20 protein-coding genes are annotated in these 24,364 nt (G+C 64.1%); 9 read left to right on the top strand and 11 right to left on the bottom strand.

From position 1 onward, the window contains the following. The first annotated feature begins 6 nt into the window (after positions 1 to 6). Positions 7 to 672 (top strand): aspartate/glutamate racemase family protein, encoded by a 666-nt coding sequence (locus AC07VS_RS13355; protein ID WP_494751176.1) that lies wholly within the window; start codon positions 7 to 9, stop codon positions 670 to 672. Between the two features lie 74 nt (positions 673 to 746). After that, complete coding sequence (locus AC07VS_RS13350) at positions 747 to 1,652, top strand: LysR family transcriptional regulator (RefSeq protein ID WP_494751175.1); 906 nt, start codon at positions 747 to 749, stop codon at positions 1,650 to 1,652. A gap of 34 nt (positions 1,653 to 1,686) precedes the next feature. Here the strand turns inward: AC07VS_RS13350 and AC07VS_RS13345 are convergent, their stop codons facing one another. Next, positions 1,687 to 1,998: a hypothetical protein gene (locus AC07VS_RS13345; protein WP_492347639.1), complete on the bottom strand. Its 312-nt coding sequence runs from the start codon at positions 1,996 to 1,998 to the stop codon at positions 1,687 to 1,689. Between the two features lie 397 nt (positions 1,999 to 2,395). Here AC07VS_RS13345 and AC07VS_RS13340 point away from each other — a divergent pair, with 397 nt between their 5' ends. Together AC07VS_RS13340 and AC07VS_RS13335 are read left to right on the top strand one after the other, a co-directional pair. Next, entirely contained in the window at positions 2,396 to 2,698 is a 303-nt protein-coding gene (locus tag AC07VS_RS13340) for a hypothetical protein (RefSeq protein WP_494657197.1), read from the top strand. Between the two features lie 62 nt (positions 2,699 to 2,760). Further along, positions 2,761 to 3,921: a porin gene (locus AC07VS_RS13335; RefSeq protein WP_494751174.1), complete on the top strand. Its 1,161-nt coding sequence runs from the start codon at positions 2,761 to 2,763 to the stop codon at positions 3,919 to 3,921. Between the two features lie 151 nt (positions 3,922 to 4,072). Here AC07VS_RS13335 and AC07VS_RS13330 read toward each other — a convergent pair whose 3' ends face one another. The 8 genes from AC07VS_RS13330 to AC07VS_RS13295 form a co-directional block, all read right to left on the bottom strand. Beyond that, complete coding sequence (locus AC07VS_RS13330; protein WP_494751173.1) at positions 4,073 to 5,560, bottom strand: efflux transporter outer membrane subunit; 1,488 nt, start codon at positions 5,558 to 5,560, stop codon at positions 4,073 to 4,075. Then, positions 5,557 to 6,495 (bottom strand): efflux RND transporter periplasmic adaptor subunit, encoded by a 939-nt coding sequence (locus tag AC07VS_RS13325; protein WP_492347643.1) that lies wholly within the window; start codon positions 6,493 to 6,495, stop codon positions 5,557 to 5,559. Before AC07VS_RS13325 ends, AC07VS_RS13330 begins: the two co-directional genes overlap by 4 nt. A gap of 4 nt (positions 6,496 to 6,499) precedes the next feature. Then, the gene (locus tag AC07VS_RS13320) at positions 6,500 to 6,709 is read right to left on the bottom strand and encodes a DUF1656 domain-containing protein (RefSeq protein ID WP_494751172.1); all 210 of its coding nucleotides are present in this window, start codon (positions 6,707 to 6,709) and stop codon (positions 6,500 to 6,502) included. Further along, positions 6,693 to 8,750, bottom strand: a complete 2,058-nt coding sequence (locus AC07VS_RS13315; protein ID WP_494751171.1) for an FUSC family protein — start codon at positions 8,748 to 8,750, stop codon at positions 6,693 to 6,695. The genes AC07VS_RS13320 and AC07VS_RS13315 overlap by 17 nt, the downstream gene beginning before the upstream one ends. 45 nt (positions 8,751 to 8,795) lie before the next feature. Then, complete coding sequence (locus AC07VS_RS13310; RefSeq protein WP_492347646.1) at positions 8,796 to 9,752, bottom strand: LysR family transcriptional regulator; 957 nt, start codon at positions 9,750 to 9,752, stop codon at positions 8,796 to 8,798. Positions 9,753 to 10,160: 408 nt separating this feature from the next. Next, a complete protein-coding gene (locus tag AC07VS_RS13305) occupies positions 10,161 to 11,519 on the bottom strand; it encodes an MFS transporter (RefSeq protein ID WP_494751170.1) in 1,359 nt (452 codons plus the stop codon). 159 nt (positions 11,520 to 11,678) lie between these two features. After that, complete coding sequence (locus AC07VS_RS13300) at positions 11,679 to 12,716, bottom strand: succinylglutamate desuccinylase/aspartoacylase family protein (RefSeq protein WP_494657191.1); 1,038 nt, start codon at positions 12,714 to 12,716, stop codon at positions 11,679 to 11,681. 138 nt (positions 12,717 to 12,854) lie between these two features. Beyond that, positions 12,855 to 13,751, bottom strand: a complete 897-nt coding sequence (locus AC07VS_RS13295; RefSeq protein WP_494657190.1) for a LysR family transcriptional regulator — start codon at positions 13,749 to 13,751, stop codon at positions 12,855 to 12,857. Positions 13,752 to 13,873: 122 nt separating this feature from the next. Between AC07VS_RS13295 and AC07VS_RS13290 the strand changes: the two genes are divergently transcribed. The 5 genes from AC07VS_RS13290 (at position 13,874) to AC07VS_RS13270 (ending at position 19,964) form a co-directional block, all read left to right on the top strand. Continuing rightward, the gene (locus AC07VS_RS13290; protein WP_494751169.1) at positions 13,874 to 14,917 is read left to right on the top strand and encodes a Bug family tripartite tricarboxylate transporter substrate binding protein; all 1,044 of its coding nucleotides are present in this window, start codon (positions 13,874 to 13,876) and stop codon (positions 14,915 to 14,917) included. Continuing rightward, entirely contained in the window at positions 14,914 to 15,810 is an 897-nt protein-coding gene (locus AC07VS_RS13285) for an MBL fold metallo-hydrolase (RefSeq protein WP_494751168.1), read from the top strand. Before AC07VS_RS13290 ends, AC07VS_RS13285 begins: the two co-directional genes overlap by 4 nt. A 240-nt stretch (positions 15,811 to 16,050) precedes the next feature. Next, entirely contained in the window at positions 16,051 to 17,343 is a 1,293-nt protein-coding gene (gene nosR, locus AC07VS_RS13280; RefSeq protein ID WP_494751167.1) for a response regulator c-di-GMP phosphodiesterase, NosR family, read from the top strand. A gap of 9 nt (positions 17,344 to 17,352) precedes the next feature. After that, the gene (locus AC07VS_RS13275) at positions 17,353 to 17,799 is read left to right on the top strand and encodes a response regulator (RefSeq protein WP_494657186.1); all 447 of its coding nucleotides are present in this window, start codon (positions 17,353 to 17,355) and stop codon (positions 17,797 to 17,799) included. 50 nt (positions 17,800 to 17,849) lie between these two features. Then, on the top strand, positions 17,850 to 19,964 hold the full coding sequence (locus AC07VS_RS13270; RefSeq protein ID WP_494751166.1) for an ATP-binding protein: 2,115 nt from the start codon (positions 17,850 to 17,852) through the stop codon (positions 19,962 to 19,964). Between the two features lie 34 nt (positions 19,965 to 19,998). Here AC07VS_RS13270 and AC07VS_RS13265 read toward each other — a convergent pair whose 3' ends face one another. Both AC07VS_RS13265 and AC07VS_RS13260 read right to left on the bottom strand, forming a co-directional pair. Beyond that, a complete protein-coding gene (locus AC07VS_RS13265) occupies positions 19,999 to 22,401 on the bottom strand; it encodes a two-component system response regulator (protein ID WP_494657184.1) in 2,403 nt (800 codons plus the stop codon). Further along, the gene (locus tag AC07VS_RS13260; RefSeq protein WP_494657183.1) at positions 22,398 to 24,245 is read right to left on the bottom strand and encodes a PAS domain S-box protein; all 1,848 of its coding nucleotides are present in this window, start codon (positions 24,243 to 24,245) and stop codon (positions 22,398 to 22,400) included. Before AC07VS_RS13260 ends, AC07VS_RS13265 begins: the two co-directional genes overlap by 4 nt. Positions 24,246 to 24,364: the final 119 nt, after the last annotated feature.

Here is a 24,364-nt window from a genome sequence, read left to right as displayed (position 1 = left end):
TCCGCCATGACGCGCATTGCATTGATTCATGCCCTCAGCCATTCTGTGGCCCCCATCAACCTGGCCCTTGCCCGCGACTGGCCAGAGGCCCGACGAATGAACCTGCTCGACGACAGCCTTTCCGCAGATCTGGCGAGTCAAGGTTTGGGGCTGGATGAGCTGATGTACGACCGCTTTGGCGTTCTGGCAGGCTATGCCGTCAACTCGGGCGCAGATGCGATCCTATTTACCTGCTCGGCCTTTGGGCCCTGCATTGAACGGGTGGCGCGCAGATATTCACCGATACCGGTGCTCAAACCGAATGAGGCCATGATCGCTGAGGCCGTGAGCGTGGGCAGGCGCATTGGCCTGATCGCCACATTTGCACCGACCCTTGAATCCATGCCGCTCGAATTTCCTGGTCATGTCGCTTTGCGAATCGGGTTGGCTGAGGGGGCGTTGACGGCTCTCAATGCCGGTGACCCAGACACGCATGATGCCTTGATCGTGGCGTGTGCCCGTCGCCTTGTCGAGGAAGGCTGCGATCTGCTGGCCTTGGCCCAGTTCAGCATGGCAAGGGCCCGCGACGCCTGCGAAGTAGCTACAGGCGTCAAGGTCCTGAGCACTGTTGACAGTGCAGTGAGCGTGCTCAGGCAACGTTTGTCATCCTGTGGCCTGCGGGGCCCCGCCTGAGTAAGACCGTGCGCGTATGCCAGCGCCGCGACTGCTGCTATGTTTGGGGTTTTTTCCTCCAACACTCGCCCGCCATGGACCTGCGCCACATCGACCTGAACCTGCTGGTGGTGTTCCATCAGTTGCAGTTGGACCGCAGTGTGTCGGCCGCTGCCGAGCATCTGGGCCTGACCCAGCCAGCGGTGAGCAATGCCCTCAAGCGCCTTCGGGCCGGGCTGGGGGACGAGCTGTTCACTCGCACTTCGCACGGCATGTCGCCGACACCGTATGCCCTGCACCTGGCCGATCCGGTGGCCCAGGCACTGAGCACCCTTCAGGGGGCACTGGCCACGCGCGATGCTTTTGATCCATCCAGCAGCACCCGCCTGTTTCACCTGGCCATGACTGACATTGGCGAGATGTACTTCATGCCGACGCTGATGGAGGCCCTGGCCCAGCGCGCTCCGCACCTGCGCATCAGCACCTTGCGCCCGCACACCGGCGACCTCAAAGAGGACATGGCCCAGGGTCGGGTGGATCTGGCCCTGGGTTTGTTGCCGCAACTGCAGAGCGGGTTCTTTCAGCGCCGCTTGTTCAGACACCGCTATGTGTGCATGTTCCGCCAGGGCCACCCGACGGCACGCTCGCCGATGAGCCTGAAGCAGTTCTGCGAGCTGGAGCACGTGGGCGTGGTGGCCGCCCACACCGGGCATGGCGAGGTCGATGGGCAACTGGAGCGGGCCGGCATCCAGCGCCGCATGCGCCTGGTGGTGCCGCACTTCATTGCGGTGGGCCACATCCTGCAAAGCACCGACTTGATCGCCACCGTGCCGCAGCGTTTTGCGCTGCGTTGCGAGCAGCCTTTCGGCTTGATCAGCTCGCCACATCCGGTGCGCCTGCCCGAGATTGCGATCAATCTGTTCTGGCACGGGCGCTACCACCGCGACCCCGCCAATCTGTGGTTGCGGCAGTTGCTGATCGAGCTGTTTGCAGACCGCTGAGCTCAGCTCGCAACGGTCTGCCGGGGCCTGCTGATCAGTAGCTCAGCTCGCCATGCGGGATCAGGCCCAGGCGGTTGGCCCGGGCGGCCTCGGCGCTGACCTCGGCCCGGGTCAAAGTCGACTTCAGCAAGGGCTGCACACGCGACATCTCCAGCAGGCTGGGGTCTGCGATCTTCAACTGGGCCGCGGCCACCGCCTCGGCATTGACTTCGGCACGGCTTCGCTGCGACACCACCGGCGCAAATTGTTCGGCGTAGGTGTCGGCTTCGCCGGTGGCAAAGCTGGGGGTGGCGGTCAGGGCCGCACTGGTGGCCAACAAGGCCATGGCGATGAGGGAGCGGTTCATTTTGAAATCCTTTCAGGGGTGATCAGAGGGTCTTGTCGGGTGCCTGTGCATCCGGCACTCGCTGGGCCTGCTGCGGCCTGGGAGGCCGGCTCTGGCGCATCGATGGGTGAACTTTATTCTTTCCAAAACAACAATAAAACAAGTTAAATAGAAATTGGAAATTTCTAAAAACGAAACAAGTAACGATGGCGAAAAACCGGAACAGGGCGTTGATGGGACCTGCGGCGCCGACAATTTGTTTCTGAAATAGAAATTACCAATTACTGAAAAACATGTTTTATTGCTGATTTAGGTGTCCTAAAGTCACGCATCGAAGACGCAAGCGCGTTCAGCGCTCCGCTTTCTCCGTCCAGCCGGGCCTGTGCCCGGCCTGCCAACCCAATCAAGGAACCTCGCCATGCACCGCACCTTCTTTTCCGCCGCCTTGTTGGCCGTGACCGCACTTGCCGCTTCCAGCAGTTTTGCTGCGGGTGAGGCCGACACCTACCAGGCTCAGTTGACGGCACCCAATGTGGCTCAGCGCAGCCGTGCCGAGGTGCGCGCCGAGGCGGTGCAGGCCGCCCGCCATGGGGCCGATGTCGACCCCATGTCCCAAGGCTTGCCCGTCGTCAAGTCGGCCGTGAACCGGCAGGACGTGCGTGCGGCGGCCGCGGCCGCCAACCGTGCCGGCCTGCTGCCGCACGGCGAAGCCAGCTTCTGAGGGCGTGCGCCTGGCTGTGGCGCCGCCCTGTTTCCTTTTTTCTTTTCCATTGGATGACCATGATGAAAAAATCCCTGATCGCCCTGGCTGCGCTGAGTGCGCTTGCTGGCTCCATCACCGCCCATGCCGAATCCGGCTCCAGTCTGCAGCTTTACGGCCTGGTGGACGCTGGCGTGCGCAGCGACAGTGCCGCGGCCAAAACCAGCGCCGGTACCGGCTCGCAGACCCAGTTCTCGTCGGGCGTGCTGAACACCTCGCGTTTCGGCTTCAAGGGCACGGAAGACCTGGGGGGCGGCCTGCGTGCCAACTTCAACCTCGAGTCGGGCTTCAACACCGGTACGGGCGCCACCTCCAGCACCAGCAATATCTTTGACCGCCGCGCCATCGTGGGCCTTGAGAACGCATGGGGCCGTGTCGACCTGGGGCGCAACACCACCTTCAACTACGACCTGCAAGCCGGCTACATCAACGACCCGCTGGGCCAGGAGCTGACCAACAACAAGCAGTACGCCGCAGTGGCAGCCACCACCGTGAACCCGCTGGGCACCCTGGTGGGCGGCAGCCTGGACACCTCGCGTCGTGACAACATGGTCAAGTACCAGAGCCCCGTCTGGGCCGGCACCTCGCTGGGCCTGGCCTACTCGTTCGGCAATGTGGCGGGTTCGACCGCGGCCAACTCGTCGGTGCAGGCCATGCTCAAGTACGACATGAACCCGGTGCAAGTGGGCGCGGCCTACGACCGCCTGCGTGATGTGGCTGGCCGCAATCAGACCACCTGGACCCTGGGTGGCAACTACCTCTTCAATGGCCTGCGCGTCACAGCCGGCTACACGCAGATGGAGGCCGACGCCAACTTTGCCAACAGCAACACCTCGATCCTGACCAGTTCGAGTGCCAGCACCTCGCTGTACAAGTTCTTGAATGGCGCCAGCGCCAGCACCACGGGCCTCAAGGCCCAGGTGGCCGATGTGGGCGTGACCTTCAACGTGAGCGATCTGGTGAAGGTGGTGGGGGCCTACTACAACACCAAGTACTCGGCTGACGGCCTGTCGTCCAACCGGTACGACACTTACGTGGCCCGTGCCCGCTACACGCTGAGCAAGCGCACCGATGTGTATGCCGAACTTGACTACACCAAGGCCAACAACGTGGCGGCGGCCCAGACCGCGAGCGGCAAGAGCAACAACACCGGTGTGGCTGTCGGCCTGCAGCATCGGTTCTGAAGCCGTCAGGCGCGCCAGCGCCTGACGCATCAGCGGTTTTCTCCATTGCATTGACCCCGTCACTTCGCTGTGACGGGGTTTTTTTGCGCACGGGTCGCCGTGTTGGTGTGGTTTGGCCGGCGCATGCTGCCCACTGCGCCAGCGCACTTCTTCAGTGCGCACTGCCTGGCTGGGTGGCCTGCTGCTGCCACCCGCCGCCCAGGGCGAGGAACAGGGCGACTTCATCCAGCGCAGTCTGGCCCTGGCTTTGGGCCACTTGTTGATCCAGGCGGGTCAGTGTGCCTTGCGCCTCCAACTGGCTGAGCAAGGGCGCACGGCCACTCTCATGCAGCCGATGGTTGTCCTGGGCCACCTGATCCGCCTGCTCGCGGGCCTGTGCCAACTGGGCTTGCTCGTCCAGCGCATGCACATAGCGGCTCAGGGCGGTCTCGGTCTCGCGCAGCGCCTTCAGCACCACCCCGTCGAAGCGGGCCAGGGCGGCCTGGGCATCGGCCTGCGAGGCCTGCACGCGGGCACGCGCTGCGTTGTCCGGAATCTGCCAACTGATCAGCGGGCCCAGGCCCCAGCGCGCGGTGGAGGCGTTGCCCAGGTCACCCAGCACCCCGCTCAGGCCTGCCGAGGCGCCCAGGTGGATGCTGGGGTACAGCGCTGCCGTGGCGACGCCGATGCGCGCCGTGGCGGCGGCCAACTGGCGCTCGGCCTCGCGCACATCGGGGCGGCGCTGCAACAAGGCGGCTCCGTCGCCCACCGGCAGAGGTCGGTCCAGCTGTGGCGGCGCCGCACAACGGGTGCGCTCGCGGTCCAGCGCCCGGGGGGGCAAGCCCAGCAGGGCGGCCAACTGGTAGTGCGCGGCGTCCTGAGCCGCCACATAGGCAGGCAGCTGCGCCTTCAGTGCCAGGGTCTGGGCCTGCGCGGCCTGCACCAGGGTGCGGGGGCTGCGGCCGGCCTCGACCAGGCGCTGGGCCAGATCGAGCCGGCGCTGTTGCACGGCCAGCGCGGCCTGGGCACTGTGCAGTTCATGGGTGGCCGTGCAGCCCTGCACATAGGCGCGCACGGTGGCGGCGGCCACGCTCACGCGCACCACGTCCAGCGCGGCGGCCGTGGCCTGCTGGCTGGCGTGGGCGGCCTCTTCGGCGCGGGCCAACTGGCCGAACAGGTCGATCTGGTACGAGACGCTGAAGCCCAGGTTGCCCTCGTTCATCACGGGCAGCTTTTCTTTGAGCAAGTAGGTCTCACCAGCCTCCTGGGCTCGTTTGGCGGCCCCCTCTGCGCTGGCGTGGGGGCCGGCCTCGGCCTCGACAGCCTGCACCATCGCATGGGCGCGCTGTAGGTGGGCCCGGGCCTCGCGCAGGCCGGTGTTCGCCTGCAATGCCTGCTGCACCAGGCTGTCCAGTGCGGGGTCGGCATACAGCTGCCACCAGTGATCGGGTAACGGGCCCAGCGACACAGCCGGGCCCATCGCCTGCTCGAAGCCCGCCTGGGCCAGGCTCTGCCGAGCCACGGTCTGATCGGCCAGCAAGGGCGCGCGCGGCAGCGGTGAGCAGGCGGCCAGTGCGCTGGTGCAGGCCAGCACCAGGGCCTTGCGCCGCCAGCGGTGCAGGCTCGCGGCGCGGTGGGTTGGCGGGGGCTGGGCGATCATGACGGCCTCCCGGGGCGGGTTGGCGTTGCTTGCGAGGTGGGCCGCTCATCCAGCACCGACACCGTGGCTGTGCGTCCTGCGATCAGGTGGAAGTTGCTCGGCACCTCATCAAGCGCCACGCGTACCGGGATGCGCTGGGCCAGCCGCACCCAGTTGAAAGTCGGGTTGACATTGGGCAGCAGGCTGGCACCGTTGCTGCGGTCGCGGTCTTCGATGCCGGCGGCCAGGCTCTGCACGTGGCCGCGCAGCCTCACCTCGCTGCCCATGATGCGGATCTCTACCGGCTGCTGCAGGTGGATGTGGTCGAGCTTGGTCTCTTCAAAGTACCCGTCGACATGGAAGGACGCCCGGTCCAGCACCGACAGCACCGGCCGGCCGGTGCTCACGTAGTCGCCCACGTGGGGGGCGCGGTCGTTCACATAACCATCCACCGGGCTGGTGACGCGGGTGCGGGCCAGGTTGAGGCGCGCCAGGGCCAGGGTGGCTTCGGTGCTGGCCAACTGGGCCTCGGCCTGTTCCAGCCGGGCGTCGCCCTGCTCCTGGCTTTCGCGGGCCACCAGGTCGCTGAGGCGGTGGTTGCGCTCAGCCTCCAGCCTGGCCTGGGTCACCACGGTGCGTTGCGCGCGCCAGGCTGCTTCGGCCTGGCGCACCGCCAGCTCGTGACGTGCGCGGTCCACCACCATCAGCAGCTCGCCCCGGTGCACGGGCTGGTTGTCGTGCACCCGTACCTCGGTCAGCAGGCCCGATACATCGGGGGCCACCTGCACGGCGTCGGCCCTCAGGTGGCCGTCGCGGGTCCAGGGGGCATCGTTGTAATAGGCCCAGAGGTGTTCGCCGGCTTTGACCGCGGCGGCGGCCATCAACAGGGTCAGCAGCACCGGGACGGCCCGGCGCTTCAGGGTAGGCAAGAGGGGCATGGGGCGCTTGGGGTTCATGGGTTCAGGTTTTCCACCACAGGCTGGCTTGCACGCAGGCCGACAGCACGACCACGAACAGGCAGAAGTTGAAAAGGGAGCGGTGCCACACCCATCGGTACAGGCCCAGCCGGGCCAGCAGCAGGCGCAGCCCCGTGGTCAGGCCCAGGGCCAGCACGGTCAGCAGCAGCAAGCTGGGGACAAACACCCCGTACAGGTCAATCTCGGCATTCATGCAGTGGGGCTCCGTTTGGGTCGGGCGTGACCGGGGGCCGTGCGGGTGCCGGCCGGCCTGGGCACAGCGTGATGCGCAACTCGGCCAGCGCCTGGCGGGCCTGCGGGCTGTCCTGCCTGGCCAGTGTGTGCAGGGCCCGGTCGATGCGCTGGCCCAAGGCCTGTGCTGCGTGGGGGCGGGGGGTCTGGTTCAGGCGTGCCCGGTAGTGGGCGGCCACGGCCCCCAGCACCCGGCGCAAGGCTTGCGCAACAGGGCCGGCGGGCGCGCCGCTGCCTTGCAGATCCAGCACGCTGAAGCCCACACGCAGCTCACTGAAACCATCGGTGACCCGGTCATGGGCGCTGGCGGCCAGGCGCGGTAGCAGCAGGCTCAGGCGATCCAGCATGAGATCGCCCATGGCGCTCGGCGCGGCGTGTTCGCTCGGATGGCGCCCCCAGGCGTGGCGCACCAGGTCGCGCCACAGGCTGCGCACCAGGCGGCGCAAGGCCAGGCCGGTGCCAAAGGGGCGGGTCAGCAGCGTCCACACCAGCGCGCCGAAGGCCCCGGCGATGCCGGCCAGATTGCTGTTCACAAAGTCTGAAAATTGGGCGTCGTAGGCACCCGACAGGCCCAGAAACGAGGCGGTGCAGACGGTCAAGGTCATCGCCATGGGGGCAAAGCTTGGGCGCAAGGCCAGCGTGCCCAGGGGCAGGAAAGGCAAGGCCAGGGCCAGCACCAGGGTTTCGAAATCATGGGTGGCCGGAATCACGTAGAACAGCAGCACGCTGGTCAACAGCATGCCCACGCAGGTCCAGGCAAAAAAGCTGCGTTGAGCTTGGGCAGGTTCATCCTGAGCGGCAAAGAAGCAGGCCGTGATGGTGCCCATGATCACCGCGCTGGCGCCTTGCTGCCAGCCGGTTTCAATCCACAGCAGGCACAGCACAAAGCTCAGCGCTGAGGCCGACAGGGCCGAGAACATCACCATGCCGTGGTCCACATGGCGGGCCTCGCTGTCCAGGTGCTGGCGGCGGTAGGCCGGCACCCAGTCGTCCATGCCGGTGCGGCCATGGTTGTTTCGGGCGATGCGCTGGCGCAGCGCCAGGCAGTCTTGCCACAGGCAGACCAGGGTGTGCAGCCGGGCCAGGGTGTGCTGCGTCAGCACCGCAGGCCAATCAGGGCCGGCCGCGCCACCTTCATCGTGGTTCAGCCATTGGAGCTCAGGGACAGCGGGCGCCTGGGTGTCAGGGTGTTGCATCCAGTGGACCACCTGCGCCAGGGCTTGCTCAAGGCCCTTTGGCAGGCCTGGCGAGAGGTGGCGCAGCTCGGCCAGCGCGGCCTGCAGTGAAGACAGCATGGGCAGCAGCAGGCTCAGGCGCCAGCGCAGTTCGCGGGCATGGCGCACCACGTCCACGCTGGCGGTGTCATAGGCCAATTGGCCGATGAACTGGTCCAGGGCCAGGATGTCGGTGGCCAGCTGGTGGCGGCTGGCGCCCGGCAACCGACCCGGTTGCAAGGCCTCGGTGGCCCAGGCCGCGGCGTCGCGCAACCACACGCCCATGCGCTGGTCCAGCACCGGGGCCACCCGGCCCGGAAACACCAGGGCGGCCACCGTGCTAGCGCAGGTGATGGCCAGCAGAATTTCCTGGGTGCGGGCCACGGCGATATTGAACACCTCGCTTGGTGAGCCCACGGCGCCGAAGGCGATCATGGGCAGCGTGTAGGCGGCCAGCATGTAGAGGTAGTTGCGCGGCGTGCGGTCCAGCTGGGACAGGTACAGCAAGCTGCCTGTCCACAACGACACCACCGCACTGAGCAGCACCGGCTGGTTCACCAGCCAGGGCACCAGCAGCACCGCGGCGCCGGCGCCCAACAGGGTGCCGCCAGCCCGGTACACGCCCTTGGAGCGGGTGGCGCCCGTCAGGGGGTGCGACACCACATACACCGTGGCCATGGCCCAGTAGGGCCTGGGCATGCCCAGCGCCAGCGCGATGTACAGCGCCAGCATCGAGGCTGCAAAGGTTTTGACGGAAAACAGCCATTCCCGCCCGCTGGGCATTGTCATGGGTTCTTTCTTGGCGCAGCGGACTTCAGCGTCCACTGCAAGCGGTCAATGGGCGCTTTGGGTGCAGCGACCCAGCCACGGGTCTTTTTCGCTGTCGGGAAAGGCCTGCGTCAGGTGGTCCAGAAAAGCCTGGGTCTTGGCCGGTACGTGCTCACGCGTCGGAATGGCCGCGTGAAGGTTCAGGGCTGGCAGCCGCCAGTCGCCCAGCACGCATTGCAATTCACCGCTGGTGCAGGCCGGTGCCGCCACAAAGGACGGCAGCACCACCAGGCCCAGGCCCTGCAGCGCGGCCGAGCGGGCGGTCTCCAACTGGGTGGTGCTGAGCGCGACCTGGTTGAAGGCCATGGCATAGCTTTCGTCGGGCTGGCTGTCTCGGGCACTGGCGGGGGGCCGGCGAAAGCTCAGGTCGTGCACAAAAGGCAGGGCCACCAGGGCATGGTTGATCAGGTCTTTGGGGTGCTGCGGGCGCCCATGGGCTTTCAGGTAGTCGGGCGCGCCGCACAACACCAGCTGCGAGTGCGCCAGGCGCCGTGCCACAAAGTCGCCGTTCAAGGGCCGGGCATGGGTCATGACGACGCAGACGTCAAAGCCCTCGTCCAGGGTTTCGGCTTGGGCGTTGGTCGTCAGCTCGATCGTCACCTTGGGGTGCTTTTGCTTGAAGCTGTGAATGATGCGCACCAGCTCATAGGTGGCCAGCGAAGGGGGCGCCAGCACCTTGAGCCGGCCCCCCACCCGCTGCGTGGCCGACTGCACCGAGGCCTCGGCCTCTTCGATGTCGGCCAGGATGCGGCGCACCTGGTCCAGGTAGATGCGGCCCGCCTCGGTCAGCACCAGCTTGCGTGAGGTGGACCGGTTGAGCAGGCGTGCCGAAAGATGGGTTTCCAGATCGGAGATCAAACGGGTGACCACGGGCGGCGACATGTCGAGGGTGCGGGCCGCCGAGGCAAAGCCTTGGCAGTCGACCACGCGGCAGAAGACCTGCATGCTGAGCAGACGGTTCATGGTTGGGGCCTTGTGTGGAACAGGGGGTGGACAGCGGTTGCCCAGGCACTGGAGGTCAGGCGGGGTGGGGCACCGATCCCGATCAAAACGGGCCGCTTGTCGGGCAAGTGGGCTCAGTGTAGGGAGATCAGTTCGCCAGAGAAACCGTTTGCCAAGCAATTGGCTGTTCCTGAAATGGCAATAAAAGCAAAAATTAAATTTGTTCTATGTCCCTAATAGAAATAAATCAAACAGCGCATTTGCCGGACCTGATCAGGGGCTGCTCACCTTGAATCCGCTGGGGCTGTTGGGGTGCAGGTGTCTGTCTGCCGGGCCGGCGCGAACGAAAAAGCCCCCAGCAAGCTGCTGGGGGCCGAAAGGCGAAAGGCGAAAGTCGGAAAGCGGGCCGGTCGTCCGGTGCGGTGGCGCTCAGGTCGCTTGGGCGCTGCGCGACAAAGGCACCAGCAGGGTGAGCGCGGCCCCGGCGATGGCCAGGCAGGCCAGCACGTAGAAGATGGTGTTGAGCGGCAAGCCCGCCGCAATCAAGGCACTGCCCAGGATGGGGCCGCCGATGCCCCCGATGCGGCCAAAGCCGGCACACCAGGCCACGCCGGCGGCGCGCACCTGGGTGCGGTAGTAGTTGGCGACAAAGCCATAGATCAGGGTCTGTGTGCCGCTGGTACCCAGGCCCACGATGGCCACCACCGCCAGCAGCGCCGCCAGGGGCAGGCTCAGCGTGGCAAGCGCCAGGGCCAGTGCGCCCGTCACAAAGCTGGCGGCCACCACAGGCTTGGGGCCAAACCGGTCGGCAAAGCGCGAGGCTGCCATGGCACCGAACAGCGAGCCGCCATTGAGCACCGCCAAAAACGCCAACGAGCCCTTGGTGTTGTAGCCGGCGCGCAGCATCAGCTCGGGCAGCCAGGTGTTGAGCGAGTAGACCAGCAGCAGGCCGGTGGCGCTCATGCAGCCCAGGACCAGGGTCGGGCCCAGGTAGTACCGACCCAGCAGACCGGCAAAGCCGCTGCGGATCTGCGTGGGGTCAACGGTCGTGGAACCTGGCGTGGATGTGGACGTGAGTGAGGGTGTGGATGTGGATGTGGATGCCAGCGGCAGCGGCACGCCGGTGCGCTGCGACAGCGCCTGGGCTTCGGCAGTGCGCCCGCGCGCCGCCAGCCAGGCGACCGATTCGGGCATCTTGAAATACGCCAGCGGCAGCAGGGTGAGCACAGGCAACGCGCCGATCCAGAACATGCCTCGCCAGCCGATGTGCTGCATCAGGGCAATGGCCAGCATGGCCGACATCATGCTGCCCAACGGAATGCCGCCATTGCTGATGGCAATGAACAGGTTCTTCTTGTCACGCGGTGCGTACTCGGCGACGAGCGCCGCCGTGGTCGCCACCAGCGCCCCGATGCCCAGGCCAGTGGCAAAGCGCATCCACCCGAAGGCGTCGGTGCTGTGGGTCATGGCCGTGAGGGCCATGCCGACCGAGAACCAGGCGTATGAGGCCAGCATCACCTTGCGCCGCCCGATGATGTCGCCCACTGAGCCCGCCAGAAGGGCGCCCAGTGCCACGCCGAACAGGGCGTAACTGCCCAGGGTGCCCGCGATGTGCGGGGTCACGCTGCCGATCTGGCTGTCATCGCGCAAAAAGGTGGAAACCACCGCGCCATAGACCACCAGGTCATAGCCGTCAAAGATCAGGCCCAGCGTGGCCAGGGTCAGGATCCACCAGACCGTGCGCATGCGGCGCGGGTCTTGTGGCGTGGGTGCTTGGGTGGGTGTCATGGGCATTTTGTTGTGATCGATTGGGGTATCTATTGCATACATACAATATGCATACATATGATAAGTTTACGAATCAAAAACAAAACTAGGGTTAACACTTAAATCGATCCGCCGCGCCCCGTCGCACTGCAGGGTGGGTACCGGGCGTGCAGCGGCCTCTCAGGCGCGAGCGAGGGGGACCAGGCTTGCCAGGTGACCCAGGCAGTCGCCTGCGTCCACCCGGGCCAGCGCGCGGATGCACAGGGCCAGGCCCGAGCCCTTGAAGCGCACCTCAGTGGCTGGCCTGCTGGGTCGGGTGGGGTCGTGAATCCAGCCGGCGATCTGTCCGGCCTGCACTTCGTCGCCCAGTTGGAAGGCCGGCTCGAACAGGCCGGGCTCGGGCGCGAACACATAGTGGGCATCGCCGTCCACACGGTAAAGGCGGGTGGCCGGGTCGGGCTGCGGCGCTGGCGTCGGGGGCAGCAGGCCCATGCCCTGCATCAGGCGCTCGATGCAGGCCTCAGCCAGGGCCAGGCCTTCAGGGCTGCACACGGCCTGGCCGCCAAATTCGCCGCAGAAGAACAGCAGGCCATGGCGGTCCGCCGCGGCACCATAAGTGCGGTCTTCGCCCAGCAGGTCCATCACAAGTGTGCGCGGTGCGCCCAGGGCATGTACCAGCCGGCTGTAGTGCTCAGCCTGGCTCGGGTCGGTGGGCCACGCCGCCAGCACGGTGGGCAGGTAGTGGGTGGAGGCCCCACCTGCATGCAGATCGAAGGCCACGTCGGCCAGCGGGAACAGCACACTGTCCACGTAGTGGGCCAGCATCTCGGTGAGGCTGCCATTGCGTTGTCCTGGAAAGGCTCGGTTCAGGTTGCCCTGGTCGATGGGTGAGGTGCGGGTGCCCTGCATCAGGGCCGGAAAGTTCAGTCCCGGGATGACGATCAGGCGACCCCGGATCTGCAGTTGTGGCAGGCGCCGCATCAGCTTCATCAAGGCGATCGGGCCTTCAAACTCATCGCCGTGGTTGCCCCCGGTCAGCAGCAGGGTGGGGCCAGGCCCGTGATTCAGCACCGCGATGGGCACAGGGATGTGGCCGTAGCCCGATCGGTCGTGCGAGTAGGGCAGGCGCAGGTGGCCCGATTGCAGGCCGGGTCGGTCAAAGTCGATGTCGGTGCTGATGAGGGAGGGACGTGCAGACGCTGGGTCAACTGGGGGCATGGGAGGTGAACTGTTTCAGGGGGCCACCGCTGCAGCGCCCATCGCCGCAGACCCGCCGGCCCCGTGAAGCCGAACTATCGATTCAATGCGCAGAAACCGCCAATGCTGTTGATTGTTGGCTGTGATGCATTAAAAGCATCACAAGAGCGAAGGCGCCGTTGGCTGCAGGGCACCGAGAAACCGTTGCAGGCCCGGGCCGGTGCCCTCGCGCCGGCAGGCAAACGACAAGCTCAGGGGCACCGAGACATCGGCCAGGGGCACAAAGCGCACCCGGGCCGGCGGCCGGCCCCGGTTGGCGCCATTGACCAGCGCGATGCCGATGCCTGCCGACACCAGCGACAGCACGGCCGATTCACTGCCCACTTCTTGCACGATGTGGGGCGTCAGCCCGGCCTGGGTGCAGGCCCCCATCAGCCGATCGTGGTAGGCCGGGTACACCGGGCGCTCAAACATCACAAAGGGCTCGTCGGCCAGTTCGCTGGCCTGCACCAGAGGGCGCTGGGCCAGACGCGAACCCTCGGGCACGGCCAGGATCACGTCGTGCCGGGCCAGTGCCGTGCACTGCAACGCCGAATCCAGGGCTTCAAAGGGATAGATGAACCCGCCGTCCAGACCACCCGCTTGCAAGGCGTCCAGTTGCTGCGGTGTGCTCATCGGAAACAGCTGGATGCGCAGGCCTGGGGCTTCCTGCTGCAGGCGGCCGATGGCGTCTGGCACCAGGCCGTCCCAGCCCGCGCTTTCGATCAGGCCCAGGCGCAGGCTGCCCAGCAGGCCGGCGGCCCGCAACTGCACCGAGCGCTTGGCCTCCTGCACGGCGGCCAGGATGCGCTGGGTATCGGCCTGGAAGGCACGGCCTGCTTCGGTCAGGCACAGTCCGCGGCTGCTGCGCTCGAACAGGCTCACGCCCAGTTCGGCCTCCAGGTCCTGGATCTGACGCGACACCGCAGGCTGGGTCACATGCAGGTGCTCTGAGGCGGCGCGCACACTCTGGTGCTCGGCCACCATGGCGAAATAACGGAGATGGCGCAGTTCCATGTTGGGCGTGTCCTTGTGCGGGTGATGCTTTCGAGGCATCAAGCAAGCAAAAAGAATGAATTGTGATGTGGGTTCTCGCTCAGCATAGTGGATGGCACCCTCAACTCCAACCGGTGCCCCTCATGACGCTTCGCCTCCTGACCCATCCACGCTCTGCGGTTCGCCGTTCTGCCCTGTTGCTGGGCCTGATGGCCGCGCTGGCCCTGCCGACGCTGGGCCAGGCCAGCCCCGTGGCCGCCGCCACCGCGCCGGCCTGGAACCCTGACAAGCCCATCCGCCTCATCGTGCCCTGGGCCCCGGGCGGTGCCGTCGATGGCACCTCGCGGGCCCTGGCCAGCGGTCTGGGCGCGCGCCTGCACCAGCCCGTCATCGTCGAAAACAAGCCCGGTGCCAGTGGCATGGTGGGAGCCGGCTATGCCGCCGCCAGCCCGGCCGATGGCTACACCTTCTTCATGGGCAATGTGGACACCCAGGTGGTCAATCCCCTGCTGTTTGCCAAAACCCTGCGCTACGACGCGGTCAACGCGTTTGACCCGGTGCTTGAACTGGGCCGCGTGCCCATGGCGGTGGTTGAGCGCGCGGGCGTCAACGTGCGCAACGCCCAAGACCTGCAGCGCCTGGCGCGCGACAAGCCCGGCAGTGCCAGCTATGGCACCTGGGGCATCGGCAGCACGGCCCACCTGGCCTTTGCGCTGCTGGAGCAACAAAGCGGCGTGGACCTGAATCACCTGCCCTACCAGGGCGCCACCCCGGCCTATGCCGCCTTGCTGGGTGGGCACATCGAGTTTGCCCTGGCCCAGGTGCCCTGGGCCCTGGCGGCCCAACGCGATGGCAAGGTGCAGATCCTGGGCGTCACCTCGGCCCAGCGCAGCACGCTGGACCCCAGCCTGCCCACGTTGGCTGAATTGGGTTTCAAGGATTACGCTGTCGAGCAATGGGTGGGGCTGTTTGCGCCCCGGGGTGTGCCGGCCGATCTGCGCGAGCGACTGGGCCGTGAGGTGAACGCCTGGCTCAAGACGTCCGAAGCCCAGACCGCCCTGCGCGCTGCCGGCGTCGAGCCCGCGGGGGGCACTGCCGAGCAACTGGCGAGCCGTCAAAAATCCGAATCCGTGTTCTGGCAGCGCCTGATCCGGGCCCGCAACATCACCGTGGAGAACCTGCAATGAGCGAGTTGTTCGGCACCCAGGCCCCCACCGGCCCCGTCCACCAGGTGGGCGAGTGGTCCATCTGGAAGGTGGAGGAGCGCTGCATCGACAACTTTGCGCCTGCCTTCCTGTTCCCGGCCTGGGATGAAGCCACTGCGCCAGCGCGCACCGCCTGGACCGATGCCAGCACCACCGCCGATGAGGGCCGCAGCCTGCGCCTGAGCATCCACAGCTGGGTGTTGCGCCGCCCCGGCCAGACCGTGGTGCTGGACACCGGCATCGGCAATGGCCGCGAGCGGCCCGGCAAGGCCATCTTCCATCAGCTCAACACCGCTTACCTGAGCCGCCTGCAGGCCCGTGGTGTGCAGCCCGACCAGGTTGACCTGGTGATCAACACCCATTTGCACACCGACCACGTGGGCTGGAACACCCACTGGCTGGACGGGCGCTGGCAGCCTTTGTTCAGCCGGGCCTGCTACCGCTTCCCAGCCCCTGAATTGGCGCACATTCGCCAGCACACCGGCCACCTGGCCCCGGTCTGGCGCGACAGCATCGAGCCCGTGGTGCAGGCCGGCCTGCATCTGCCCATTGGCTTCGAGCCCACCGTCATCGCGCCGGGCCTGACGATGGTGCCCACCCCGGGCCACACGGCCGGCCACATGAGCCTGTGGCTGGTGTCAGAGGGGCAGCACGCGCTGTTCGGTGGCGATGTGATGCACCACCCGCTGCAGGTGTTGGCGCCGGCGCTGAGTTCGGTCTTTTGCGAAGACCCGGTCCAGGCCGGCGCCACCCGCAGCGCCTTGCTCCACGAACTCAGCGAGCGGCGGGCCCTGTACTTCAGCTCGCACTTTCCGGGCAGCTCGGTCGGGCGGGTGCAGCGGGCGGGGCAGCGCTATCGGTGGGTCGCTGAATAAGCAGCGTTGCCTTGCTTGGCCTTGCAGCAGACACCAGCCGGATCAACGCCGGCAGGGGCCGATGCCTGCGCGCATTGAATGGCATAAAGGCTTTGTCAGTCGTCGATAAATTCAGGGTCAATCCAGCCTGAAAATGATCGGGTCTTGTGTAGACTGAACCAAGGCACCGTTTCTTTTGAGAATATGGCGACAGGTTTCAGAGCGACGGGCCAATGAATATCTCAGCAGAGAGGACCCGCAATGACTGCTTCGACCCAAGAATCCAGTGAAAGCTGGACTATTTTGTGTGTCGACGATGAGCCTCACATCCTGAGTTCTCTGCGCAGGCTGCTGAAGCCCTGTGGCTATCAATTTCTCGGCGCCAACAGTGCCGAGGAAGCGATTGCCCGGCTCGCAGAAGAAAAAGTGGATTTGATCATATCTGACATGCGAATGCCCGGCATGCAGGGCGCCGAGTTCTTGGGGATTGCGCGGCAAAAGTGGCCCTCGATCACCCGGGTCATGTTGACCGGCTACTCGGATGTCAGTTCAACCATCGAGGCCATCAATAAAGGCGAGATTTACCGATATATTGCCAAGCCCTGGAATGATATTGAGGTACTGGGGGTTATCAACCAAGCCTTTGAACGTCATCGCATGGAGAGAGAAAATCTGCGTCTGCAAGCGGAGCTTCTTTCCAGAAATGAGGAATTGAATCGCCTGAACGAATCCTTGGAAGAGCGTGTGCAAGCTCGTACCAAAGAAGTCGAACGCATGGCGCAACAAATCAGAAAAAGCCACATCAATTCCATCAAAATATTCTCGACCCTGCTTGAATGGCGAGAGGGTTTATTGGCTGGGCATTCGCGTCGAGTGGCCGACATGGCGCGAAAACTGGCCAAAGTCATGGATTGCTCTGAACAAGAGCTTCAAGATATTTTCATTGCCGGCCTGATTCATGACATCGGGTTGATCTCGCTCCCTGATTCGGTGATTGAAAAGCCGGTTTCATTGTTGCAGGGCGACGATTTGCTGAGCTATGAAAAGCATCCTTCTTTTGGTGAGCAGATCCTGTTGTCGCAGGATGATCAGCAGGGGGTTGCCAGCATCATCCGCTCGCATCACGAGCGTCATGACGGGGCGGGATTTCCGGATCGGCTGCACGGCACGCAGATTCCGCTGGGGGCCCGCATCATCGGAATCGTCGACACCTACGATGACCTGTGCTTCGGACGCATCACCAGTGCCAGATTGAGTGATGCGGATGCCCGGCTGGTGATTTCCAGGGGGCGAGGCAGCCAGTTTGATCCAGAAATCGTTGATGTCTTTCTGCAAATGCTGCTGGCAGCTCAACCCCAAGCTGAAAAGCCACCTCGGCAGCTGCGCTCAGAGGCCTTGCGTGCCGGCATGTGCCTGGCCCGGGATCTGATGTCTCCCGAGGGGCTGATCCTGCTGTCTGCCGGTCATGTGATTCATGCTGACCTGATCAAACGCATCCGGTCGCGTGAAGCCAGAGAATCGAGTCATTATATTTTTCACATCAAGAATGACTGAGGATCGATCATGAAACAAAGAATCATCTTCATCGACGACGAGCCCAATATCATTTCAGCACTCAAGCGCGTGCTGCTTCCGGCGCTGTCTGAAACGGCAGATATTTATTTCACGTCCGACCTGCAAAAGGCGCTTGAGTGGGTGCGTGAGATCGAGTTCGATGTCATCGTTTCAGATTATTTGATGCCCGACATGAGTGGTCTTGAGTTCATCAAGATCGCCAAGGCACTGCAGCCGGATGCCGTTCTTCTGATGCTCAGTGCCTCCACAGAGTTTGAAGTCATGCGCACTGCAGTCAATGAGTTGAATATATATAAATACCTCATCAAGCCGTGGGTGTCTGACGAGTTGTGCCGAGATATTGCTATGGCTTTGAATAAGGCGTCCGATGATCGCTATCAGAGGGAGTTGGCTGGTGTGGGGCTGATTCAATTCAGACCTGCCGCCTCCGACTGAAGGAACTGTCCCGGACGGTGCGATGTTCAACCTGGATTTTCAGCGAGTTGATGATGGGTGTTCTGGAATTGAAGATACTTGAGGCCATCAGTCAGCCCATCTTTGTCTGCGATGGGCAAAGGATTGTTCATGCCAATGAAAAGATGCTGCGTTTGCTGGGCCGCAGTCTGGCGGATCTGCAGTCCACGACGGGCATTGATTTTTTCTCCGATGAGCATTCATCCAAGGCGAATCATTACTTGCGCACCTGCCTGGACAGCAACGTGGCGTCCCCGTCGATCGAGTTGGACATCCGCTCCGCAAGCGGCTTGACGCGATGCATCGAACTCACAGGTGTCAAACATGCCATGGCAGAGCGGGCGGTGGTGATCTGTACCTGCCAGGACCTGAGCGACATTCGAATTGTTCAGGACAGTTTGATGGAGATGGGGCAGCGACTCAATCAGATCATCGAGAATGACCCGGTCGCGACCTTGGTCATGAATGCCGACCACGTCGTGACCCACTGGAATGCGGCGGCTGAGCATTTGACCGGGGTCAGCAAGGCGGCCATGGTCGGCGGGCGTGATGCATGGCGCCCTTTTTATGTCAGTGCTCGGCCGATTCTGGCCGATTTGATCATCGAAGGCTCGGTGGATGCCGCGATGCCTGTGTTGTACAAGGGCCTCGGAAAGAAATCCAACCTGATCCCGAATGCCGTCGAGGCCGAAGACTTCTTTCCGAACATCGGCGCCAGTGGTTGCTGGTTGTATTTTTCGGCAGCGCCGTTGCGCAATTCAAAGGGCCAGCTGGTGGGGGCCATCGAAACCTTGCAGGACGTCACCAGTCGCAGAGATGCCGAGGACGCGCTGCGCCGTCAGCAATTGGCGCTCGAGTGGTCGGTGGCAGAACGCACGGCCGAGGTGCGCGCGCAGCATCAGCAAATTGAGGCGCTGCTGGAAAATGCCCCCATTGGCATTGTCAAGATCAAGGACGGTGTGATTTCGAGATTGAATGACACCTTTGTCGAAATGTTCGAATTGCAAGATCTGCCCATCGACCAATTGCGGGTTGAGCACATATTTGCCAGCCGCGATGATTACGACTTCATTCGAAAAATGTCGCGTCCAATGCTCAAGGCGGGGGCGGCTTTCAATTATGAAGCCCGAATGAAAACCCATCTGGGAAACCTGCGCTGGATTCAATTGATTGGATATCCGGCTCAACCAGGCGCTGGTGACGAAAGTTCGTGGTGGCTATTGCTGGATCGAACCGATATCAAGACTGCTCATGAAAATCTGCAGAAAAATTTTGATCGGATCAAGGATATCAATGACAAGCTGGAAGAGGCCCAGAATCAACTGCTTCAGTCTGAAAAAATGGCCTCGATAGGGCAGTTGGCCGCCGGGGTGGCTCACGAAATCAACAATCCGCTTGGCTTTGTCAGTTCGAACATCGGGGCATTGGGTCGGTATTCTAAAGACCTGCTGGAGGTCGGGCGGACCGCGATGGCGTTGTTGAAAATGCAGGATCGCCCGCCTGCTGATCGCGCCTGGGCCGATCTCGCAGCCTCATTTGAGCGGTTTGACTTTGAGTTTCTGGCCGAAGACCTGCCCAACCTGCTCAGCGAGACAGAAGACGGTCTCAACCGTGTGAAGCGGATTGTGCAAGACCTCAAGGATTTTTCCAGGGTGGACCACGATGAGTGGGCAGAGGCCGACATCAACCAGGGGCTGGATTCGACGCTGAACGTCGTCAGAAATGAGGTGAAGTACAAGGCTGAAGTCATCAAGAACTACGCCGTCCTGCCACGGGTGAAATGCCTGGCGGCCCAGATCAATCAGGTGTTCATGAACCTGATTGTCAATGCGGCGCAAGCGATCCAGGACAAAGGTCGGATCGTGCTTCAGACCGAGTTGCGCGACGGTTGGGTGGTGGTTTCGGTGTCGGATACCGGCTGCGGCATGTCCGAGGACGTCCAGAAGCGCATTTTTGAACCTTTCTACACCACCAAACCTGTTGGGCAAGGGACCGGCCTGGGCCTGTCGCTTTCCTACTCCATCGTTCAGAAGCATGGGGGCCGCATCGAGGTCGACTCAACACCCGGTGTCGGGACAACGTTCAGCGTGCACCTCCCGCTGGTGCCTCCCCCGCGGGCGCAGCCCCCGACCGCACCCAGGGCCTGACGCGGCGCCCGGAGGCACGCCGGAGCCCGAACCATCAAGGGCTGCCCGGCCCCAGCAAAACGGCCAGCTCCTGCGGCGGCATCGGGCGCGCGAACAGATAGCCCTGTCCCATGGGGCAGCCCTGCGCACACAGAAAGGCCAGTTGTGCCTCGGTCTCGATGCCCTCCGCCGTCACTTCCATCTCCAAGGTCTTGCTGAGCCCGATGATGGCTCGCACGATGGCCATGTCGTTGGCATTGCCGGGCAGGTCCCGCACAAAGGACTGATCGATCTTGATGCGATCCAAGGGCAGATGCTTCAGATAAGACAACGAAGAAAATCCGGTCCCGAAGTCGTCCACCGCGATGCGGATGCCCATGGATCGCAATTGCCACAGCACCCGCCGGCTCAGCTCCAACTCCTGCAGCAGGCTTTCCGTGATTTCCAGTTCAAGAAATTGCGGCGTGAATCCAGAGTCCTCCAGCGCTTCGGTCACATCCTGTATGAAGTTTTCTGCCGCCATCTGGCGGACCGAGACGTTGACCGCCACGGTCAGGTTTGGGTGGCCTTGCCGGTGCCAGGCGGCACCTTGTTGGCAGGCCGCGTGCAAGACCCAGCGTCCCACGGCCTCGATGAGTCCGGATTCTTCCGCAACGGGGATGAACCGGGCCGGTGACACGAGTCCGTTCTCGGGGTGTTGCCAGCGCACCAGTGCTTCGACGCCGATGATCTGCCGCCCTGGCAGCGCCACGACCGGTTGGTAGTACAGCATCAGCTCCTGGTGTTCGACGGCGTGGCGCAGCCCCTGCTCGATCCGCATGCGTTCATGAACCCGCTCTGCCATCTCCGGCGCGTAGAAGCAATAGCGGTTGCGACCCCGTCGCTTGGCGTCGTACATGGCACTGTCGGCAGCCCGTATCAGGTGGTCCACATCCTCGCCGTTGGCTGGAAAGACCGCGATTCCCAGGCTGGCCGACACCACCAGGCGCTTGTGACCGCTCAAGTCCAGGGGCTCGCGCACGGCCCGCAACAGCTTGTCGGCCAGGCCGGCTCCGTCCTCGATGCGAAGCATGTCGGGTGCCAGCACCACGAACTCATCCCCGCCGAGGCGAAACGCCATGTCTGCGCGTCGGATTGTTCCACGCAGGCGTTGCGCAACCTGTTTCAGCAGCTCGTCACCCACGGCATGGCCCAGGGTGTCGTTGATCGTCTTGAACCCATCCAGGTCGATGAAGATCAACGCAATCGGTATGCCGGAGCGCCGGGAACGCTCGATTTCACTCTCCATGCACTCGGCCAGCAGGTTGCGATTGCCGAGCCCTGTGAGGGCGTCATGAAAGGCCAGGTGATTGAGTTGCAGTTCAGCGTCGCGAATGGCGCTCAGGTCGGAGAAGGCCAGCACGTACTGGACCACCTGGCCAAGGTCATCGCGCACGGCGCACACGTGTTCCCAGGCGGTGAAGCGCTCGCCGGACCGCCTCAGACACACGGTTTCACCGTTCCAGTAGCCGTGTTCCGAAGCCTCCAGTCGTTCGTAGAAGACGGGGCTGTGCCGACGCGCGTGCAACACCTCGTCTGGCGTGCGGCCAATCACTTCGTCGGGCTCCATGGCGGTCAGCAGGGTGAACGCTGGGTTGATCGACACGATGCGTTGTTGCTTGTCCATGATCGCGATGCCCTCGGCCGTGGTGCGGAAAACGACGCTGGCCTGGCGCAGCTTTTCCTCCATTTCCTTGCGCTCTGTCACATCGCGCAGCACCCCGACAACGCGGTGCTCACCGTGCCGTTTTGCGTGGATCTCGGCCCACAGATGCACCCCGGCATCGCGCTGCAGGCGCACGGTGGCGCAGGCCATGCCAGGTTGTTGCAGGGCCTCGACCAGCACGGCGCGGTCGTCGCCATGGACCTGATGGAGCAAGGCGCTCTCACCTTCCAGAAAGGTCGTGGGGGCGCCCCCTACGATGCGTGAGAAATGCCCTCCGATCTTCAGGTGTCCGCTGTCCGTGTCCCACTCCCATACACCCAGCTCAGCGGCATCGACCGCCAGCCGCAGCCGCTCCTCGGCGCTTTCGATGTCCAGCTCGGCGGTGCGGCGGCTCAGGGCCATCTGCAAGGTGGCGCGCAGCTCGCGCATCTCATAGGGCTTGACCAGGTAACCATAGGGTGCGCTGGCCGCCGCTCTGCGCAGGTTGTCGTCTTCGGCGTAGGCCGTCAGAAAGATGATGGGCACAGGAACGACCGATCGGATCGCGCGGGCCGCCTCGGTGCCGTCCATCGGTCCTTCCAGGTGGATGTCCATCAGGATCAGGTCGGGTGGGCTTCGCCGTGCCAATTCGATCGCTGCGGGGCCGGTGGCCACGATGCCTGTGATCTCGCACCCCAGGGCCTCCAGGGCCTGCTTCAGGTCGAGTGCCACGATGCGTTCGTCTTCGACAATCTGGATGCGGGTGTTTTTCATGGCACGTCCCGGTGTTCCTGGGTGGAGTCGTCCAACGGCTGCAGGACCACGTCAAAGCGGGTTCCCTGCTCACTTGCCATGTGCAACTGGCCTTGCAGCTGCTCCACCAGCAGCGGGATCAGCTGAAAGCCCAGCGACCGGGCCTGGCCCAACGCCGGTCCTTCAGGCAGGCCGATGCCGTTGTCGCTGACCACGATGCGGCCCCGGCCCTGTGCATCACGGTCCAGGATGACCTGGACCTCGCCGGGCCGCTGGTCCGGGAAAGCGTGTTTGAGTGCGTTGGTCACCAGTTCCGTGACCAGCAAGCCGCAGGGCACGGCACGTTGCAGGTCGAGTGCGACCTTGTGGCGGTGGTGCACCAGCAGTTGCACATGCGGTCTGCCCCGGAGCATCGATTCGCGCAGCAGGCTGGCCAGCCGTTCCAGGTAGGTCCCCAGGTCGATCTCGTTGAAGTCGTGCCGCTCGTACAGCAGTTGGTGGATCAGGGCCATGGCCTTGACCCGGCGCTGGCTTTCTTCCAGCAAGGCCTGGGCTTGGGGCGGGGCATGGCGTGCCTGCAGGCTCAGCAGGCTGGAGACCACCTGAAGGTTGTTTTTGACACGGTGATGCACCTCCCCCAACAGGGCGGTCTTTTCGCCCAGGGCCCGCTCGATCTGCAGTTGGGCCGCCTTGCGATCCGTCACGTCAACAATGGTGGCCAGCACACGCTGGGATTGGCTGGTGGTGATCGGGTTGAGGCCGATCTCCACCGGAAACTCGCTGCCGTCACGGCGGCGTGCGTACAGCTCACGCCGCTGTGCCATTTCCCGGGCAGAGGGCTGGGCGAAGAAGGTCTGGCGCAGGCTGGGATGGCGTGCCCGGTAGCGTTCGGGCATCAGCATCTCGATGGTCATGCCGAGAAACTCCTCGCGCGAATAGCCGAACAATGCAACCATTTTTCCGTTGACCATCTGCAGGCGCCCGTGAATGTCGACCATGGCCATGCCGTCCGGCGACGACTCCACGGCCTGCCTGAAGCGCTCCTCGCTCTGCCGCAATTCCTGTTCGCTTTGCTGGCGGCTGCTGATGTCGATCGACGAGGCGATCAGGTGCGTGATGACGCCGGCACTGTCGCGCAGGGGGGCAAGCATCAGGTCGGTGGTGATGCGGCCATCTTCGCGCGACCGCATCACCACATCGAAACGCACCACCTCGCCCTGGGCGGCCTGGCCCACCGAATCCCTGAGCTGCCCTTGCACACCGGGGTCATAGTTCCACCAGTGGCAGTCCCAGAACTTGCGCCCCAGCACAGCGTCCATGCCGATGCCGGCGGCGTCCAGCGGCGCCTGATTGGTTTCGATCAGCGTGCCATCGGGCAAGAGGATGCCGACAAAGGCGAACAAGGTGTTGAGCAGCCTTTGCAGATGCCGTTCATGGGCTTCGTTCTGCAACTCGTTCTGACGCTGCAGGGTCACGTCCTGCACGAGCGCGAGAACGCCCTGCAGCGAGCCCTGCTCGTCGCGGTAGGGGTGGTAGCTGGCCCGCCAGCAGCGGGCCGCCTCACGTGGCGCGCCCGGGCCGGGCTCGACGCCGGGCTCCATGACGACCTCGTCGATCACTGGCAAACCTGTGCTGAGCACACGCTGCAGCAACTCTTCGATCCGATCGGCCGCCGTGGGCAGCACTTCGCGCACGGTCCGGCCCAGGTGGGCGTCGACGGGCAGGCCGTTCGATTGGGCCAGACAGGTGTTGATGCTCAGATATCGGAAGTCTGTGTCCAGCAAGGCCATGCCGTGGGGCACCACGTTCAGCGTGGCGTCCAGCAAATGGCGGCAAGACGGATTGAACCCTGCAAGACCCTGCATACCCCTCCCTCAAGGGTTGAGCTGTTGACGTCAAAGCCTGTCGATGTGCGACACGGCATCGGTGCTCATTTATTGTTTTTCTGGCCGTCCCTCAAGGGTCGGTGCACTGCGATGAACAG

Source organism: Curvibacter sp. GW821-FHT01G03 (assembly GCF_059422285.1).
This window is presented reverse-complemented; position numbering and strand designations above follow the sequence as displayed.

What these genes read in the sequence shown, in the direction of transcription:
- AC07VS_RS13310 (WP_492347646.1), bottom strand. Translation starts at nt 9,752, where the DNA reads ATGAACCGTCTGCTCAGCATGCAGGTCTTCTGCCGCGTGGTCGACTGC.
- AC07VS_RS13315 (WP_494751171.1), bottom strand. Translation starts at nt 8,750, where the DNA reads ATGACAATGCCCAGCGGGCGGGAATGGCTGTTTTCCGTCAAAACCTTT.
- AC07VS_RS13350 (WP_494751175.1), top strand. Translation starts at nt 747, where the DNA reads ATGGACCTGCGCCACATCGACCTGAACCTGCTGGTGGTGTTCCATCAG.
- AC07VS_RS13295 (WP_494657190.1), bottom strand. Translation starts at nt 13,751, where the DNA reads ATGGAACTGCGCCATCTCCGTTATTTCGCCATGGTGGCCGAGCACCAG.
- AC07VS_RS13305 (WP_494751170.1), bottom strand. Translation starts at nt 11,519, where the DNA reads ATGACACCCACCCAAGCACCCACGCCACAAGACCCGCGCCGCATGCGC.
- AC07VS_RS13285 (WP_494751168.1), top strand. Translation starts at nt 14,914, where the DNA reads ATGAGCGAGTTGTTCGGCACCCAGGCCCCCACCGGCCCCGTCCACCAG.
- AC07VS_RS13300 (WP_494657191.1), bottom strand. Translation starts at nt 12,716, where the DNA reads ATGCCCCCAGTTGACCCAGCGTCTGCACGTCCCTCCCTCATCAGCACC.
- AC07VS_RS13290 (WP_494751169.1), top strand. Translation starts at nt 13,874, where the DNA reads ATGACGCTTCGCCTCCTGACCCATCCACGCTCTGCGGTTCGCCGTTCT.
- AC07VS_RS13325 (WP_492347643.1), bottom strand. Translation starts at nt 6,495, where the DNA reads ATGAACCCCAAGCGCCCCATGCCCCTCTTGCCTACCCTGAAGCGCCGG.
- AC07VS_RS13330 (WP_494751173.1), bottom strand. Translation starts at nt 5,560, where the DNA reads ATGATCGCCCAGCCCCCGCCAACCCACCGCGCCGCGAGCCTGCACCGC.
- AC07VS_RS13275 (WP_494657186.1), top strand. Translation starts at nt 17,353, where the DNA reads ATGAAACAAAGAATCATCTTCATCGACGACGAGCCCAATATCATTTCA.
- nosR (WP_494751167.1), top strand. Translation starts at nt 16,051, where the DNA reads ATGACTGCTTCGACCCAAGAATCCAGTGAAAGCTGGACTATTTTGTGT.
- AC07VS_RS13265 (WP_494657184.1), bottom strand. Translation starts at nt 22,401, where the DNA reads ATGAAAAACACCCGCATCCAGATTGTCGAAGACGAACGCATCGTGGCA.
- AC07VS_RS13335 (WP_494751174.1), top strand. Translation starts at nt 2,761, where the DNA reads ATGAAAAAATCCCTGATCGCCCTGGCTGCGCTGAGTGCGCTTGCTGGC.
- AC07VS_RS13345 (WP_492347639.1), bottom strand. Translation starts at nt 1,998, where the DNA reads ATGAACCGCTCCCTCATCGCCATGGCCTTGTTGGCCACCAGTGCGGCC.
- AC07VS_RS13355 (WP_494751176.1), top strand. Translation starts at nt 7, where the DNA reads ATGACGCGCATTGCATTGATTCATGCCCTCAGCCATTCTGTGGCCCCC.
- AC07VS_RS13320 (WP_494751172.1), bottom strand. Translation starts at nt 6,709, where the DNA reads ATGAATGCCGAGATTGACCTGTACGGGGTGTTTGTCCCCAGCTTGCTG.
- AC07VS_RS13260 (WP_494657183.1), bottom strand. Translation starts at nt 24,245, where the DNA reads ATGCAGGGTCTTGCAGGGTTCAATCCGTCTTGCCGCCATTTGCTGGAC.
- AC07VS_RS13270 (WP_494751166.1), top strand. Translation starts at nt 17,850, where the DNA reads ATGATGGGTGTTCTGGAATTGAAGATACTTGAGGCCATCAGTCAGCCC.
- AC07VS_RS13340 (WP_494657197.1), top strand. Translation starts at nt 2,396, where the DNA reads ATGCACCGCACCTTCTTTTCCGCCGCCTTGTTGGCCGTGACCGCACTT.